The organism is Staphylococcus sp. AC872 (genome assembly GCF_979255425.1).
Genome location: NZ_CEEDKW010000007.1, coordinates 1 through 15,703 on the forward strand (window position 1 = coordinate 1; position 15,703 = coordinate 15,703).

The 15,703-nt window shown below is 30.7% G+C and carries 16 protein-coding genes and 2 tRNA genes; all 18 read right to left on the minus strand.

Annotated features, from left to right (window positions below; all coding sequences use genetic code 11):
- Positions 1 to 155: 155 nt before the first annotated feature.
- Positions 156 to 229: transfer RNA gene (locus ACZ267_RS10370), tRNA-Gly, on the minus strand.
- Between the two features lie 23 nt (positions 230 to 252).
- Positions 253 to 338: transfer RNA gene (locus tag ACZ267_RS10375), tRNA-Leu, on the minus strand.
- Between the two features lie 275 nt (positions 339 to 613).
- Positions 614 to 1,072: a SprT family protein gene (locus ACZ267_RS10380; protein WP_002466780.1), complete on the minus strand. Its 459-nt coding sequence runs from the start codon at positions 1,070 to 1,072 to the stop codon at positions 614 to 616.
- Complete coding sequence (locus tag ACZ267_RS10385; protein WP_015364835.1) at positions 1,065 to 3,215, minus strand: Tex family protein; 2,151 nt, start codon at positions 3,213 to 3,215, stop codon at positions 1,065 to 1,067. Before ACZ267_RS10385 ends, ACZ267_RS10380 begins: the two co-directional genes overlap by 8 nt.
- A gap of 206 nt (positions 3,216 to 3,421) precedes the next feature.
- Positions 3,422 to 4,192, minus strand: a complete 771-nt coding sequence (sigB, locus tag ACZ267_RS10390) for an RNA polymerase sigma factor SigB (RefSeq protein ID WP_079449122.1) — start codon at positions 4,190 to 4,192, stop codon at positions 3,422 to 3,424.
- Positions 4,167 to 4,646, minus strand: coding sequence for an anti-sigma B factor RsbW (gene rsbW / locus ACZ267_RS10395; protein WP_002466768.1), 480 nt, complete (start codon positions 4,644 to 4,646; stop codon positions 4,167 to 4,169). The genes sigB and rsbW overlap by 26 nt, the downstream gene beginning before the upstream one ends.
- Position 4,647: 1 nt before the next feature.
- On the minus strand, positions 4,648 to 4,974 hold the full coding sequence (locus ACZ267_RS10400) for an anti-sigma factor antagonist (RefSeq protein WP_002466754.1): 327 nt from the start codon (positions 4,972 to 4,974) through the stop codon (positions 4,648 to 4,650).
- 93 nt (positions 4,975 to 5,067) lie between these two features.
- Positions 5,068 to 6,069: a SpoIIE family protein phosphatase gene (locus ACZ267_RS10405; protein WP_047210913.1), complete on the minus strand. Its 1,002-nt coding sequence runs from the start codon at positions 6,067 to 6,069 to the stop codon at positions 5,068 to 5,070.
- A 322-nt stretch (positions 6,070 to 6,391) separates the two neighbouring features.
- Positions 6,392 to 6,754, minus strand: coding sequence for a type II toxin-antitoxin system PemK/MazF family toxin (locus ACZ267_RS10410; protein ID WP_002451625.1), 363 nt, complete (start codon positions 6,752 to 6,754; stop codon positions 6,392 to 6,394).
- Entirely contained in the window at positions 6,751 to 6,921 is a 171-nt protein-coding gene (gene mazE, locus ACZ267_RS10415) for a type II toxin-antitoxin system antitoxin MazE (RefSeq protein ID WP_002451626.1), read from the minus strand. The genes ACZ267_RS10410 and mazE overlap by 4 nt, the downstream gene beginning before the upstream one ends.
- Positions 6,922 to 7,012: 91 nt before the next feature.
- Entirely contained in the window at positions 7,013 to 8,161 is a 1,149-nt protein-coding gene (alr, locus tag ACZ267_RS10420) for an alanine racemase (protein WP_015364834.1), read from the minus strand.
- A gap of 51 nt (positions 8,162 to 8,212) precedes the next feature.
- Positions 8,213 to 8,587 carry a holo-ACP synthase gene (gene acpS / locus ACZ267_RS10425; protein WP_002466788.1) on the minus strand — a complete coding sequence of 125 codons (375 nt, stop codon included), beginning with the start codon at positions 8,585 to 8,587 and terminating at the stop codon, positions 8,213 to 8,215.
- A 26-nt stretch (positions 8,588 to 8,613) separates the two neighbouring features.
- Complete coding sequence (locus ACZ267_RS10430) at positions 8,614 to 9,117, minus strand: PH domain-containing protein (RefSeq protein WP_079449123.1); 504 nt, start codon at positions 9,115 to 9,117, stop codon at positions 8,614 to 8,616.
- Positions 9,104 to 10,630 (minus strand): PH domain-containing protein, encoded by a 1,527-nt coding sequence (locus ACZ267_RS10435; protein ID WP_171991405.1) that lies wholly within the window; start codon positions 10,628 to 10,630, stop codon positions 9,104 to 9,106. Before ACZ267_RS10435 ends, ACZ267_RS10430 begins: the two co-directional genes overlap by 14 nt.
- Positions 10,623 to 11,096: a PH domain-containing protein gene (locus tag ACZ267_RS10440; RefSeq protein ID WP_002466763.1), complete on the minus strand. Its 474-nt coding sequence runs from the start codon at positions 11,094 to 11,096 to the stop codon at positions 10,623 to 10,625. Before ACZ267_RS10440 ends, ACZ267_RS10435 begins: the two co-directional genes overlap by 8 nt.
- Positions 11,097 to 11,295: 199 nt before the next feature.
- Positions 11,296 to 12,825 (minus strand): degradosome RNA helicase CshA, encoded by a 1,530-nt coding sequence (locus tag ACZ267_RS10445; protein WP_015364831.1) that lies wholly within the window; start codon positions 12,823 to 12,825, stop codon positions 11,296 to 11,298.
- Positions 12,826 to 13,122: 297 nt separating this feature from the next.
- Positions 13,123 to 14,484, minus strand: coding sequence for a UDP-N-acetylmuramoyl-tripeptide--D-alanyl-D-alanine ligase (locus tag ACZ267_RS10450; RefSeq protein WP_002466757.1), 1,362 nt, complete (start codon positions 14,482 to 14,484; stop codon positions 13,123 to 13,125).
- Positions 14,485 to 14,499: 15 nt separating this feature from the next.
- Positions 14,500 to 15,570: a D-alanine--D-alanine ligase gene (locus ACZ267_RS10455; protein WP_002466764.1), complete on the minus strand. Its 1,071-nt coding sequence runs from the start codon at positions 15,568 to 15,570 to the stop codon at positions 14,500 to 14,502.
- Positions 15,571 to 15,703 lie beyond the last annotated feature (133 nt).

A 15,703-nucleotide genomic window follows, 5' to 3' on the forward strand; every position in this document is an offset into this window, starting at 1 on the left:
AGCGTTCATCCTGAGCCAGGATCAAACTCTCCATAAAAAATTATGATGTTTGATTAGCTCATAAAACTAAATTAATTATTGTAACTTTCGTTACATTATTGGAATTAACGTTGACATATTGTCATTCAGTTTTCAATGTTCATTTAATTAAATTTTGGAGCGGGTGATGGGAATCGAACCCACAACATCAGCTTGGAAGGCTGAGGTTTTGCCATTAAACTACACCCGCATATATAATTTTAAAAGTTATTTTGGTGCGGCCGAGAGGACTTGAACCTCCACGGGATTTCTCCCACTAGGCCCTCAACCTAGCGCGTCTGCCATTCCGCCACGACCGCTGGCAAAACGCATTCAAAAGTTTATCGATTTCTCAATAGCATAATAAATTGTAAATCATTTATTAAACAATGTCAATAACTTTTTTAACATGAAATTAACAAAATTAATCATCTTGTAATGTTTGCTCATTTATTAACGCAACGTTATTTATAATAAATCATCGTAAAAGTAATGTCAATACTTATATGTGATATTAATAGAGGACACTAAATAATTTTTCTTATTAGTGCCCTCATTCTAGTTCATATCCAATTTATTTTTACTGTACGATGGCTTACTTAATCTTTTTTCTATCTAACTTTAATTTACCACCACATTTACCACATCTCATGATACTTACATTCACTCTTTTTATTCTTAAATACTTCGTCTTACATTCGGTACAGATATATTCATAATTAGCACGTTCTTCATAAGAATGCGTTGGTGTGCAAAATCTTGGTGCACCAACTTTCGTACTTAAGCTTTTAAAATCTCGATCTTTATGTTTATAACCTTTACCTAAAATATGCAAATGATAATGGCAAAGTTCATGTTTTACAATATCAATAATAGCTTTTTTACCATAATGCTCATATTGCTTGGGATTAATTTCTATATCATGTGATTTAAGTAGATATCTTCCACCTGTTGTTCTTAAGCGCCTATTAAAATACGCATTATGTTTAAAGGGTATTTTAAAATACTTTAAGGAAAGATCACATACTAAACTTTGTAATTCCTGATTATTCATGTGGATTTATCATTGTCAATGATACTTTATCTTTTTGCTTATCTATGTTAAGTATCCAAACATCGACAATATCTCCTACACTTACAATGTCCATTGGGTTCTTAACGAATTTTTTAGATAGTTTTGATACATGTACAAGTCCATCTTGTTTGACACCAATATCAACAAACGCGCCAAAATCTACTACATTTCTTACAGTACCACTAAGTTTCATTCCTTCAGATAAATCCTCAATTGATAAAACATCGGATTTTAAAATTGGTGTTTCAAATTCATCACGAGGATCCCTATTTGGTGCTTTTAAAGATTTAATAATATCTTCTAATGTTGGTTTTCCTATATTTAATTGGTTAGCAATTTCATGTGTATCAATGGAATCTAATGTCTTTTTTAATGTTTCACTACCTAAATCTTCAACTTTAAGATTTAACTGGTTAAGTAATTGATATGTTACATCATAACTTTCTGGGTGAATAGATGTATTATCTAACGGTTCTGTACCATCTACAATTCTCATGAAACCAATACTTTGTTCGAATGTTTTGGCACCTAAACGTTTAACTTTAGCTATATCTTTATGATGTTTAATAGCACCATTTTCTTCTCTATATTCTATTAGATTTTGGGCAATTTGTGATGAAAGTCCTGACACATATTGTAGTAGTGAACGAGAAGCTGTATTAACATCCACGCCGACTTGGTTTACCGCTGTTTCAACAACAAATGTTAGTGCCTTTTCTAATTCTTTTTGGTTAACATCATGTTGATATTGTCCAACACCTATTGATTTTGGATCTATTTTAACTAATTCACTTAAAGGATCTTGTACCCTTCTACCAATTGAAACAGCACTTCTTTCTTCGACTTGGAAATCAGGAAATTCTGCACGTGCAATTTCTGATGCTGAATATACTGAAGCACCTGCTTCGTTTACTATGATGAATTGGACTTTAAGATTAAATTTATTAATAACATTAGCGATGAATTGTTCTGTTTCTCTACTAGCTGTCCCATTACCAATTGCAATTAATTGAACATCATAATCATTAATCATTTTTACTACTATTTTCTCAGCTGTATCTGTTTTATTTACTGGTGGATGTGGATATATCACATTCTTAGCCACGAATGTTCCATATGGATTAATAACTGCTAGTTTACAACCCGTTCTAAAAGCTGGATCTACGCCTAGTATTTGTTTTCCTTTCATTGGCGGTTGTAAAAGTAAATTTCTCAAATTCTCACTAAAAACATCTATAGCATGATTTTCAGCTTTTTCTGTTAAGTCACCTCTGATTTCACGTTCAATAGATGGCATTATTAATCTCTTAAGACTATCTTTAATTGCGTCTCTTATAATAGCTGTCGCTTCAGTTTCTCTTTTTATTTCTTGTTTTTCTATGTCTTTTTCTACTATTTCTGTATCAAATTCTATTTTTACAGATAATATTTTTTCTTTTTCTCCTCTATTAACCGCTAAAACTCTGTGATTAGCTATCTTTTTAATCGGTTCAGCATAATCATAATACATAGAGAATATTTCTTTTTCATCTTCAGCTTTTTTCTTTTTAGTAGTTACAATTTGTCCTTGTTGATATACATTTTTTAATATTCTTGAACGATATTTAGGATTATCAGAAATTTGCTCTGCAATGATGTCTTGGGCACCCTGAATGGCTTCTTCAACGCTTTTTACTTCTTCGTTAAGGTAGGTTTGTGCTTTTGTTTGAACCTTTTCGTCAAGTTCAGATTGTAATAGCCATTTAGCTAAAGGTTCTAAACCTTTTCTTTTTGCCTCTGTTGCACGTGTTTTTTTCTTTTGTTTATATGGTCTATATAAATCTTCAACACGTTGTAATTTAGTTTGCTTAAGAATATCATTTTTTAATTCATGAGTTAGCATTCCTTGTTGCTCAATACTATGAATAACTTCTTCTTTTCTTTTTTGTAAGTTAACCATATATTGATATTCATCTGAAATTTGTTTAATTTCTACTTCATCTAAACCGCCAGTTTGTTCTTTACGATATCTAGCTATGAATGGAACGGTATTTTTATCTTCTAATAGTTTCAATACTGAAGTAATTTGCTTTTCTGTAAAATTATATTTTTCGATAATTGATTTTATTAAATGATTGTCCATAGTTCTACCACACTTTTTCTTTAATTTATCTTTTTATTTTAACATAGTTGCTTTCTGTAATAATAAAATCCTGATACTTATATATGGTACTATAAGGTTAAAAAAATAAGATTACTATTTCTTTAGCAGTACATCACATAATTGTGAAACATCTAACTAAAGAAATAATAATCTAATAATTAATATTTTTATCTATTTTTTAATAACTATTGTTTAGCTGCTTCTTGCAACTTTTTAATAGCAGTTCGCTGTAATCTAGACACATGCATTTGACTTAGTCCTATACGCTCACCAGTTTCTTTCTGACTTAATCCTTCAATGAATGTACACTGAATGATTTCTTTTTCTCGGTCAGATAAGATTGGTAAAATTCTTTCTAGTATCATGCGCTTTTCTGTAAGATCATAGTTATCATCTTGTTGACCCATAATATCTAGTAACGTAACCGTAGACCCATCTTTATCCGCTTCTATTGAATGGTCTACACTTAATGCATTGTAACTTTGGCCCATTTCCATTGCTTCAAGTACTTCTTCATCTGTAACTTCCAAACGAGCAGCAATTTCACTTATTGAAGGTGAACGTTCTAATTCATTTGTAAGTTCATCACTTACCTTCTTTATGCGCGGCCCTATTTCTTTTATGCGTCTAGGTACATGAACACTCCATGTTTTATCTCTTAAATACCTTTTTATTTCACCAATTACAGTTGGTACTAGGAATGCTTCAAATTTTCGATCAAATGACAAATCAAATCTATTTATAGCACCTATTAAACCAACCATTCCCACTTGAACTAAATCTTCATGATTTGATTGACCTTTAGAATATTTATAAGCTAAAGATTCGATTAGTTTACGATAATGCCTTACTAACTTATCTTGAGCTCCACTATTTTGGTCTTCTTGGTGTTCTTTAATCCATTGGTTAATCTGTTCAGGTGATACATCATTAACTGATTTCGACTCTTTCGTCATTATTTCGCACCTGCTCTTTTTTTATATACTTAATCATACTTATTGTAACACCAGACTCTTTATAAACAGTTACTTCATCCATCAGTGACTCGATTAAGAATAACCCTAATCCACCTTCACGTAAGAAATCTATATTTTCGTTATCATTATAAGGTCCTAAATTAGATTTAGTTGTCTCATAATCAAAGCTTTCACCCTGATCTGAAATCACAATTTTAATTTTATCTTCAAAGACTTCAAAGCACAAATTAATCATACCTGTTTCAGGATTATGTTTGTATGCATGTTTAACTGCATTCGTGACTGCTTCACTTACTGCAATTTTTGAATCTTCTATATCATCGTAAGATGCACCTGCTCTAGTAAACACACCAGACAGTGTTAATCTAATTAGACTTACATATTCGGCAGAAGCTGGTAACCGCATTTCAATATAGTCTTGTTTTGATTGCATGTTACTCTACCTCCGTTCCTTCATTAACATGCATTAAATCTTTTAATCCGGTAATATCAAATAGTCTTCCAATACGGTCAGAAACGCCTAAGATATATAAATCTTTACCGTTTTGATTTAATGCTTTAAGTGTACCTACAAAAAGACCCAAACCTGTTGAGTCCATATAACTAACATTCGCTAAATTTACATGAATATCATGTGTACCTTCCTGTCTCATAGGTACTAACACTTCTTCTAATTCAGGTACTGTATAAACATCTAATTCTCCGCCAACTTTAACTTCATAATATGTATCATGTGTGACAGTTTCTATATTAAGATTCATTTGGTTACACTCCTAATTGTATTTCAAATCTACAGTTTTCTATTCAAGAATAATTATACCCAAAGTTCACATTACTTAATCATAAAATAAAATTTAATTTACTCTTTTAATAATTAAAATAGTCATATCATCTTTTTTATTAGGATTTTGTACTTTTAATATTGCTTCGTAAATAATTTGAACAATATCTTGAGGGTGCATATGTTTATATTTCTTGATTAAATTTAATAAGGTATCTTTCTTAATGAATTCGCCTTTTTTATCTCTTGCTTCTGTTACGCCATCAGTAAAGATAATCACCAAATCATCAATATAGATTGGAATTTCCTGTTGACTATATCTTGTTTGTTGGTTAACACCTAAAACACGGCCTCTTACTTCTATCTCTTGAAACTCTTCTGTCTCTGCTCTATATACATAACCTGGTTCATGACCAGCTGAACTACAATATAATAAATGGTTCATCTCTTCATATAAACCATAAAACATCGTAACAAACATATTCTGGTTGACGTTTTTTTCTACAACCCTATTGAGCCTCTTTAATCCTTCACTTGGCAATTGAGAATGTCCATATGAGTCCATTCCAAACTTTATCATGCTCATTGCTAAAGCAGCCGGTATTCCTTTTCCAATGACATCTGCAACTGCAAAACTCATAGTGCCATCATTATGGTCAATTAAGTTAAAATAGTCTCCACTCACCTTTTGTGCTGCAACTGATATCACACCAATTTGAATACTATCAAATTGAGGAATATCTGTTTTCAACATAGTTTGTTGAAGTCGAGAAGCTAAATCTATTTCTTTATCGTGGTATTGTAGTTTATTCACTAATTTTTGATAATCTCTATAACTATAACCAAAGCCTTTAACAACTTCTTGTAGTACATCTAAAGTATCAAGCGCTTCATGATCAGTAACGTCTAATGAAGATATATAATTTTTATGTATTTCAACAATATCTTCTGGCAAAATATCCTTTTTTATAACTTCATTAGTAAATTCTTCACACTTTTTTATTAATTGAGTTTTATTATTCGTGCTTAAACTTTCATCAATTAATTTTTTATAATCTTTTTTAAATTCTTCCACGATTTTGCCTCCTCAATACAACTTCAACGCTCAATTTCTAACGTTCATTCAAAATATCTTTTTTTATTAGTTAAAAACCTAAAACTTCTATACATCTAAAAAAGACTTTAGGGATGGAATACCTAAAGCCGTAAAACTTAAGACATCCTTTTATAATAAATAATACTTCGAAATAACTATCATTGCTCATAATATGTTAAAAATTCAAGGCTCAACGTGATAAATAAATCTCTTTTTATACATTTAAGCAGTTGTAATTATTATAAAGTTATTGTCTTTTATTTCATTATTTTATTTGTATTGGAATAATACATACAATTAATTATGTCTTAGAATGATTGAAATTATGTAAACCTAGACTAATGTCTAGGGCGTAATCTACTTCTTTCATTTTGTTATCAGACAAATATGTGAGTTTTTCTTTTAAACGATTTTTATCTAAAGTACGAATTTGTTCTAATAAAATAACTGAGTCCTTATCAAGTTTGTACTTTTTCTTTTCAATTTCAACATGTGTAGGTATCTTAGCTTTATTAATCCTTCCAGTGATTGCGGCAACAATAACAGTAGGACTATATTTATTACCTGTGTCATTTTGGATAATGACGACGGGTCTTACTCCCCCTTGTTCTGACCCTTGAACAGGTGATAAATCTGCTAGATAAACATCTCCTCTTCTAATCATTCATTCTTAGCGTTAGAAGTTAAATATGTTTCATTGCAATCGCACGCTTCACATTCAATAGGAAAAGCTTCGGTTGCTAGGGAGAGATTTAAATCAGCCATTTGTGCATAACCTTCTTTTAAAGATTGCTCTAAACTGTAACTTCTATTTTGATTAAAAGATAACATACAAAGAACCTCCATCTGATTCCAAAAGTTGCATTATTAAGATTTCTTAATTTAACTTAATAATAACAAATTTTGAAAACAGTGACTATACTTATTTTAATAATTCATTAGTTATCTCTGTATTATCTTCTATGTGATAAATGCGAGGTAATCGTCTTGATAAATTGCATAAAACTTCATAATTTATTGTATCTTGCTGCTTAGCTAATGCTTCAACTGATTGGTCTGTGTCCACGTGGTTATCTAATAGGATTACTTTATCTCCGACTTTTACTGTATCAGGAATTTTGACCATCGTTTGATCCATACATACTCTTCCTATTACTTCGCATTGATGACCATTCACGTTTACACATGATCCTTGCATTGAACGTAAATAACCGTCTGCATAACCAATTGGTAATACTGCTATTCTCGTTGGTTCCGTTGCAGTATAAGTACTTCCATAACTTACAGAGTCTCCAACATTTAATGTTTTAGTTTGTACAATTTCACTTACTAACTGTGCGCTTGGTTTCAAATGTACTTTTACATTTTCTTTAACATATTCTGAAGGGTAATATCCGTAAAGAGATATACCTAAACGAATTGCATTGCAGAACTGACCATCCATTAATAGAGCCCCTGCTGAATTTTGAGTGTGTATATAAGTTGGTTTTTCTACTTGTTCTACTAGTTCTTTAAATTTTTGATATTGTGTAGCCATCGAATCTCCAGGTTCGTCAGCACATGCAAAATGAGTATATACGCCTTCAAATACAAGTTGATCATATTTGCTAATAATATCTACAACCTCTTTGTATTCTTCAACATCCTTCATACCTAGTCTACCCATACCTGTATCAAGTTTTAAATGTAACCAAAGTGCTTTTTCATTTTCATCTGATATATTCTTAATTGATTCTTTTAACCATGATTTTGAAGGGACTGTCAATGCGACACGATGTTGTATAGCTTTATTAATATCTTTAGGTGGAATTACACCTAAAATTAAAATTTTAGCTTTAATGCCATGCATACGTAACTCTATTGCTTCATCTAATGTTGCCACTGCAAAAAATGAAGCACCATTTTCCATTAGGTGTTGCGCAATTCTAACACTACCTAAACCATAACCATTAGCTTTAATAACTGATATAACAGTCTTATTAGCATGCAATTTATCAAATGTTTGATAATTAGATAAAATTGCATTCAAATCTATATTTAAATACGTCGATCTATAAAATTTTTCTGACATAATGTCATTGCCTCCTTTAAAACCTAACAAAGCGAATACAAATAAGTTAGCTTACACATCATCATTATTATCTTGTTTTTCTAAAAGAACTTGACTCATCGCATAATTTTCAGTATGGGTAATACTCACATGAACTCGAAAACCACTATAGTCTATACATGGTTTCCCAAGATGATCGTTATAGCAGTTGATATCATGAAATGCAATAGTTTTCCCTAAACCAGTTCCTAGGGCTTTACTAAATGCTTCTTTAGTAGCAAATCTCCCTGCAAGATACTCAATCTTTCTTTTTTGTTGTGAAAAACCATTAAATTTAATTTGCTCTTCTTTAGATAGAATACGTTCAACAAACTTTTGCTTTTGCTTATTATAAACTTTTTCAATTCTCTCAATTTCTATTAAATCTAATCCAATTCCATATATCATAGGACGCCTCGTTATCTTTTATCATTCTATTCTTTTAATTTTACATCATTTTGATTCAGATTTTCACTATTTCGTCTTTCTTTAATTAAATGTTTGATTTCTTCGGCTTTATCTTTGTTTATAAGTAATAATTCAGAGTTGCCACCTGCTGTTGATAAAGTGACTGTAGCTAATCGAAATTTTCTCATAATAAAGCCTTCACTTATATCAATATTTTGAATTCTAAAAAACGGTATAATATTAGTATTGATAAAGACAATCCCTGTTCTCACATGTATTTCATTATTCTTTATTAAATATCTAAAATTCTTATATCTAAATGTTGGTATGATGAATAACAATGTAATACTGCATATAATTAAAAGTGTTAGACCTCCAATAGCGATTGACTTATTATCAGTTAAATGTAAAAACTTCCAATTTAAAATGAGTATGCATGTCAAAACAAGTAAAAGTATGATCAACCCTATTGAATTTGCTAAAATCATAGATTTCTTAGCATTACTATCCATGTAATTATAATTCGACACGTTGATCACCTCCGACATACCATGTTTTAAGGTTTTCTATTGACTTTTCATCTAAGAATTTTAATCCAATAGTTTGATTTGTAGCACCTTTAGAAATTAAAAAATTGAAATGACCTAAATGATTTCTTATTAAAAACGGATGCGCTTTGATTTCCATCCCTATAATTTTATCGTATTTTACATAGTATCTTTTAATAGTAAACAAATTAACTTTCTGTATAGTCAGTTCGTCATTTTCAACCTGAAATCCAGATAAACGAATATAAAGGAATGCCTTAATAATTAATGCTAAAATAATAACTCCTATTATTAAAAGTGCCCAAGTTGACCAATAATAAAACCCTATGCTACCAATTAAAATCAATATCAGCGAAGGTATTAAAAAGTGTCTATGGAATCCTCTCCAAGACATACCTTTGCGTGCAGGTTTGAAATCCATTTCTGGAATTAATGCTTTAATTATTCCATATGCCTCTTTACGTTTAATGAAAGGAATAATCATTATGTTTCCACCTATAGTAGAATCATATTCCATCTTCTCTTCAAAATCACTCGTAATCAATACATGTATAGCTGTATAACCGAATAATTTTCTTATATATGATTGATGCTCGACGACTGCTTGAATACGATCTGACGGTACTGTTAAGTTCTTTTTAGTAAACAAACCATATTGAATTTTTAACTGATGATTCTCTTGAGATAATGTATATCCAAAATATCTAATGAAATTGATAAGTGCACCTATGATATAACTCGCAACTAAAATCACTCCAATGATAATACTTACAATTAATGCGATAGCATTAGCTAAATGAGTTATTTCTTCAGTAATACTCTTCCACGGAATAATATTGGACATGCTGCCTATAATAGGTGAAATGGTTGCTATTGCTATTCCTATAGCACCACTTGTTAATGACATTAAAATTAAATCTTTAATTGACAATTTAAATACTCGACGCTTTTTTGATGACTTATCAAAAGATTCATTATTATGTAATTCATTATATTCATCAGTATTATTAAAACTATTGTTATCTATTTCAGTTTGGGAATCTGCTAATGTCACCTGGATATCTTTGATTGTTTGTTCTAATTCAATACTTTGTGATTTGGATATAGTTGATAACTCTATCCCGTCACTTGGTGTTTTAATTTGTAATTGAACACCACCTACGATTTGATTAATCATACTTTGTGATGTATCTACAGATTGAATACGACTAATATCTAACTCTTTACGTTCTTTGTTAAATATGCCCGTCGTTAATATAAAGTGGTTATTTTCGATCCAATATCTTGTTTGATAAACTTTCAATATTTGTCCAATAAATGATATTAAGAAAAATAATGACAACACTGCAGGTACAATATATTCACGAATATTTGTGAAATCAAAGTCTTTAAAGTTAAAAACTAAAAAGACAATAATAACAATAATATTTTGTTTAAAAGCTTCAATTAAGCCTGAAATATAAGAAATAGGATGTAATTTTTGCGGGCTAAACATCATATTCAGCTCCCCTCAATTGACTAAAAATTTGTTCTTCTATATATTCCGCTTCCGTTTCCGATACAAATGGTAGTTCAATAAAATGGCCAGCAGAAACAAATGAAATTTCATTAAGTTTAAACATTTTAGCTAGCGGATTGGTACTAATTTGTAAAAATTGAAGCCTTTCTACTTTAGTGATTTCTTGATGTTTGAAGAAAAAAGTAGACTTTACCTCTAAAATATTGTTATGAATTCGATAGTGTAAAAAGTAATAATTGATTAAAGGAACATAAAAGAACCTAATTAAACTTATCCCCCATAAAAGGATATATATGTATATGATAAAGTGCCACCAATTAAATTGATTCCATAAATAAAATAGAATAGTAAAAATAATAATTTCAAAAATCAAGTTAAGTCCCGAGGTTATAAAATAGTAAATCAAAGCATTTTTTGGACTTTTATGAAATGTATTATCCATTAATAAGCTCCTTTTCATTTTAGTCACATTATATCATAGACAATTTCCCTTCTAAATGCTCCTCATTACTTATTAACGCACTTTGAATCAATATTACTTTTGCGCGTTTTATAGACAAAATAAAAAAGCATACATTTAGACTGATCTAAATGCATGCTCTATCTTTAATACAAATATATATTGAGTATTGATAAATTAATTATTTTTGATGGTCAGCAAATGTGCGACCTTTCATAGTTTTGTTTGAACCTTGAGATGATTTATCTTTACGGTCAAATTTCTTGTTACCATTTTTCTTAGAAGCAAAACCTTTAGATGATCGTCTGTTTTTGTTATCAAACTTACCGCCACCGCGTTTATTATTGCCTCTTCTAGAGTTGTTGTTACCTTTTGAATTGCGACCTTTACGTGAAAGTGGTTTTTCAAAAGTTAATTGAACTTCAACTTCATCATTAGCTTCAACTAACTCTTGTAACAATGATGCAACTAACTCAACATCGTTATATTCTTCAAGTAATTCAGTTGAAATTCTTTGTAAACGAGGTTCATTGTCTTTAGACATCCAGTTTTGTACTTTTTCTTTAATATCGTCTTCACGTGCTTTCAACACTTCTTTACGATGTGGTGGTCTTAAAGCAGTCATTCTTCTATTATTAGCATCTTCGATTTGACGAATATAATCCATTTCGATTGGATTTACAAAAGTAACAGCGATACCTTCTTTACCAGCACGACCAGTACGTCCAATTCTGTGCGTATAACTTTCAGTATCTTGAGGAATATCAAAGTTATAAACATGACTTACGCCTGAGATATCTAAACCACGCGCTGCTACGTCTGTTGCTACAAGAATGTCAATTTGATCGTTTTTGAATTTTTTCAATACTTCTAAACGTTTAGCTTGCGTGATGTCACCATGTAACCCTTCAGCTTTATATCCTTTAGAAAGTAACGCGCTTGTTAATTCGTCTACACGACGTTTTGTTCGACCAAACACAATTGCTAGTTCTGGTTGATGTACGTCTAAGAAATTAGTGAAAGTGTCGAATTTTTCTAATTCTTTCACAATTGTATAGTATTCGTCGATTTGTGGATCGGACATTTCATTATTCATTGTTTTAATAATTTTTGGTGTTTTCATGAATTGTTGTACTAATGTTTGAATAGCTTTTGGCATTGTAGCTGAGAAAAGCATTGTTTGACGTTGTTCAGCTGGAATTTTATCCATGATAAATCTCATATCATCGATGAATCCCATGTTCATCATTTCATCCGCTTCGTCTAAGATAAGTGTATGAATGTCATTAGTTTTTAATGTGCGTCTATTTAAATGGTCAATTACACGTCCTGGTGTACCTACAACAATTTGTGGTCCTTTTTTCAAGGCTTTAATTTGGCGCTCTATAGGCATACCACCAAATACCGTAACAACTTGTACGTTTTGACCTTTACTAAATACTTTTAATTGCTCTGCAACTTGCATAGCTAATTCTCTAGTAGGCGCTAGAATTAACGATTGAACACCTTGTTCTCCAACAACCTTTTCAATTAAAGGTATACCAAACGCACCCGTTTTACCAGTACCTGTTTGAGCTTGTCCAAGGATGTCATGTCCTTCTAACGCATAAGGGATACTATCTTTTTGGATAGGAGTTGGCTCTTTAAACCCCATAGATTCAAGTGTTTGAACCGTTTTATCCGAAATCCCTAGTTCTTTAAAATTTTGCAAAATAATTCTCCTTTTACATGTTTATTTCTCAATATACTTTTTTGCATATATGTTCATTTATGTTTTATCAACTTCTTAATAGTACCACCTAACATTTATTATAGCAATAAAGCAGTTGGTATATCGTGATGAATCATGTCCTATAATTATGAAATTTTTCCTTTTAAACTGGTGTTTTATATAAATTGGAAGCGTTTCATAAATATATTTAATTTTTTAAATAAAAATAGTAAGACTACTATGTTATTCCCAAATATATGAGAAATTAACATGAGTCTTACTACAATGGCATAAGCATTATTTGATTAATGCATCGACTACTTCTTCTAATTTCATACCTCTTGAACCTTTGATTAATACTTTATCCTCTGGTTGAACGATCTGTGTAATATGAGATATAAGCTTATCTTTATCATTAAAATGATGTGCTTCATCAACATATTGCTTACCTGTATTGTAAATAAATGTTGCTTCACTACCAAATGTTATTAATTGATCGATTTGTTTATTCTGCAAATAAGATCCGACTTCTTCATGCATACTTTGACTATTGTCACCTAATTCAAGAACATCACCAAGTACAATAATCTTACGTCCATTCATGTTGCTTAGGGTATCTATGGCAGCTTTCATGCTTGTCGGACTTGCATTATAGGCATCATTAATTACAGTAACTTGTTGCTCAGTTTCATGACGTTCCATTCTCATTCCTGTTAATTTAACACGTTTAATATTGTGTTGAATTGTTTCATATGATAGTCCTAATTCTTGTCCTATTGCAATGGCTATAGCAGCATTTTTCATATTATGAATACCTAATATAGGTAATTCATATTGTTGCTGATGATTAATTGTAAATGCAATACCTTCTGTATCAATCTCTTCATTTACACTACAAACTAATGAATTACCTTGTTCTAAACCAATGCTAATACAATTAGCTTGTTGAATTTGTTCGACATGTGGTTTTAATAATGGCTCATCACCATCATAGATAAATGTACCATTTGGTTTTAAGCCAATTGTAATTTCTGACTTGGCTTGAGCAATGCCTTCACGAGAACCTAAATCTTGCATATGCGATTCACCAATATTAGTAATTACAGCAATGTCTGGTTCAGCAATCGTAGATAATAATTCAATTTCATGGAAACCTGACATTCCCATTTCTAAAATAGAAATATCAGTATCTTTATCTAAATCTAGTATAGTTAAAGGCATACCAATTTCATTATTATAGTTACCTTGTGTCTTTTTCACTTTAAACTCTGTGTTGAGTACACTTTCAATCATATCTTTGGTTGTTGTTTTACCATTAGAACCTGTAACAGCAATGACCTTAGGATTAACATATTTTAAATACGCTTTAGCTAAATCTTGCAATGCTTGTAACGTATCATCTACCCAAATGATAGGTCCTTCAATATTCTCGGACAGTGATACATCCTTTTGATAAAATGATGCACCTGCACCATCTTTGAGTGCTTGTTCAACGAAACGATGACCATCGACGTTTTCACCTTTAAAAGGTATAAATAACATATCTTTTTTTATCGCTCTGGAATCAATAGTGACACCTTGTATTGATCGATTAAGATATTGTTCGTCTATTTCACAATCAATCCATGCTTTAATTTGTTTTAATGTTACGTTAATCATTTCAAGCAACTCCGTTTAATCTATTTTATATTTGTTTTTCTTTTTATCTTCATGTCTTTCTTTAGCTAAATCAATTAATTTTGCAATTAAATCAGCATATGAAAGTCCCATGTTTTCCCAAAGACTTGGATACATACTAAATGATGTAAAACCTGGCATTGCATTCGTTTCGTTAATATAAATTTGATTATCTTCAGTAACAAAGAAGTCTGCACGTACTAAACCTGAACAGTCCGTCGCTTTAAATGCTTCTAATGCCATGTTTCTCAAAGTCATTTGTACGTCTTGGTCTAAATCTGCTGGGATTTGTAATTGTATTTTTCCATCTTTATATTTTGATTTATAATCATAGAATGCTACATCTTTAACGACTTCACCTGGCCATGTTGTTTCAGGATAATCATTGCCTAAAACTGCAACTTCTATTTCACGTGCGTTAACACCTTGTTCTATAACTAATTTACGGTCAAATTGGAACGCTTCTTTAATACCTGATTTTAATTCATCTTCATTATTACATTTACTAATACCTACACTTGAACCTAAGTTTGCAGGTTTAACAAAAACTGGGTAACTTAATTTATCATTAACTAATTTAAGAATGTTATTCTCATATTTTTCAAATTCACTTCTTAAAAAACTAATGTATGGTAACTGTGGTAACCCTCTATGTTCAAACAATTGTTTCATAACTAGTTTATCCATTGAACTAGATGCAGCTAAAACGCCATTCCCTACATAAGGAATGTCAAGTACTTCGAATAAACCTTGGATCGTACCATCTTCTCCATTTGGACCATGTAATAATGGGAATACAGCATCATATGATTGTCCTGAACTTCCCTTGCTTAATAATTGGGAAATTTCACCTGTTGGAATGTTATCAATTCTTAAATCCTCTGTTGATTCTATTTCATTAGTGATGTTATCTTGCTTCTTCCATTCACCATCATTTGTTATATAAATAATATCAACTTGATATTTATCTTTATCAATTGCATTTAATACGTTTTGAGCAGTTAAAATTGATACATCATGCTCTGCACTTTTTCCTCCGTAAACGATACAAATATTTTCTTTTGTCATTTCGTTTTCCTCCAATAAACGCTATGGCATAACGTCTTATCATTTTAAAATTTACTTTTAATCATATGTATTTTTAATATACAAAGTCTTCTCTGAAACTTAATATTATCATATTTGATAGGACTTTTGCATT

Coding starts and splice junctions, on each gene's coding strand:
- ACZ267_RS10380 (WP_002466780.1), bottom strand. CDS start 1,072: ATGAATAATCAGGAATTACAAAGTTTAGTATGTGATCTTTCCTTAAAG.
- ACZ267_RS10385 (WP_015364835.1), bottom strand. CDS start 3,215: ATGGACAATCATTTAATAAAATCAATTATCGAAAAATATAATTTTACA.
- sigB (WP_079449122.1), bottom strand. CDS start 4,192: ATGACGAAAGAGTCGAAATCAGTTAATGATGTATCACCTGAACAGATT.
- rsbW (WP_002466768.1), bottom strand. CDS start 4,646: ATGCAATCAAAACAAGACTATATTGAAATGCGGTTACCAGCTTCTGCC.
- ACZ267_RS10400 (WP_002466754.1), bottom strand. CDS start 4,974: ATGAATCTTAATATAGAAACTGTCACACATGATACATATTATGAAGTT.
- ACZ267_RS10410 (WP_002451625.1), bottom strand. CDS start 6,754: ATGATTAGAAGAGGAGATGTTTATCTAGCAGATTTATCACCTGTTCAA.
- mazE (WP_002451626.1), bottom strand. CDS start 6,921: ATGTTATCTTTTAATCAAAATAGAAGTTACAGTTTAGAGCAATCTTTA.
- alr (WP_015364834.1), bottom strand. CDS start 8,161: ATGTCAGAAAAATTTTATAGATCGACGTATTTAAATATAGATTTGAAT.
- acpS (WP_002466788.1), bottom strand. CDS start 8,587: ATGATATATGGAATTGGATTAGATTTAATAGAAATTGAGAGAATTGAA.
- ACZ267_RS10435 (WP_171991405.1), bottom strand. CDS start 10,630: ATGTTTAGCCCGCAAAAATTACATCCTATTTCTTATATTTCAGGCTTA.
- ACZ267_RS10440 (WP_002466763.1), bottom strand. CDS start 11,096: ATGGATAATACATTTCATAAAAGTCCAAAAAATGCTTTGATTTACTAT.
- ACZ267_RS10450 (WP_002466757.1), bottom strand. CDS start 14,484: ATGATTAACGTAACATTAAAACAAATTAAAGCATGGATTGATTGTGAA.
- ACZ267_RS10455 (WP_002466764.1), bottom strand. CDS start 15,570: ATGACAAAAGAAAATATTTGTATCGTTTACGGAGGAAAAAGTGCAGAG.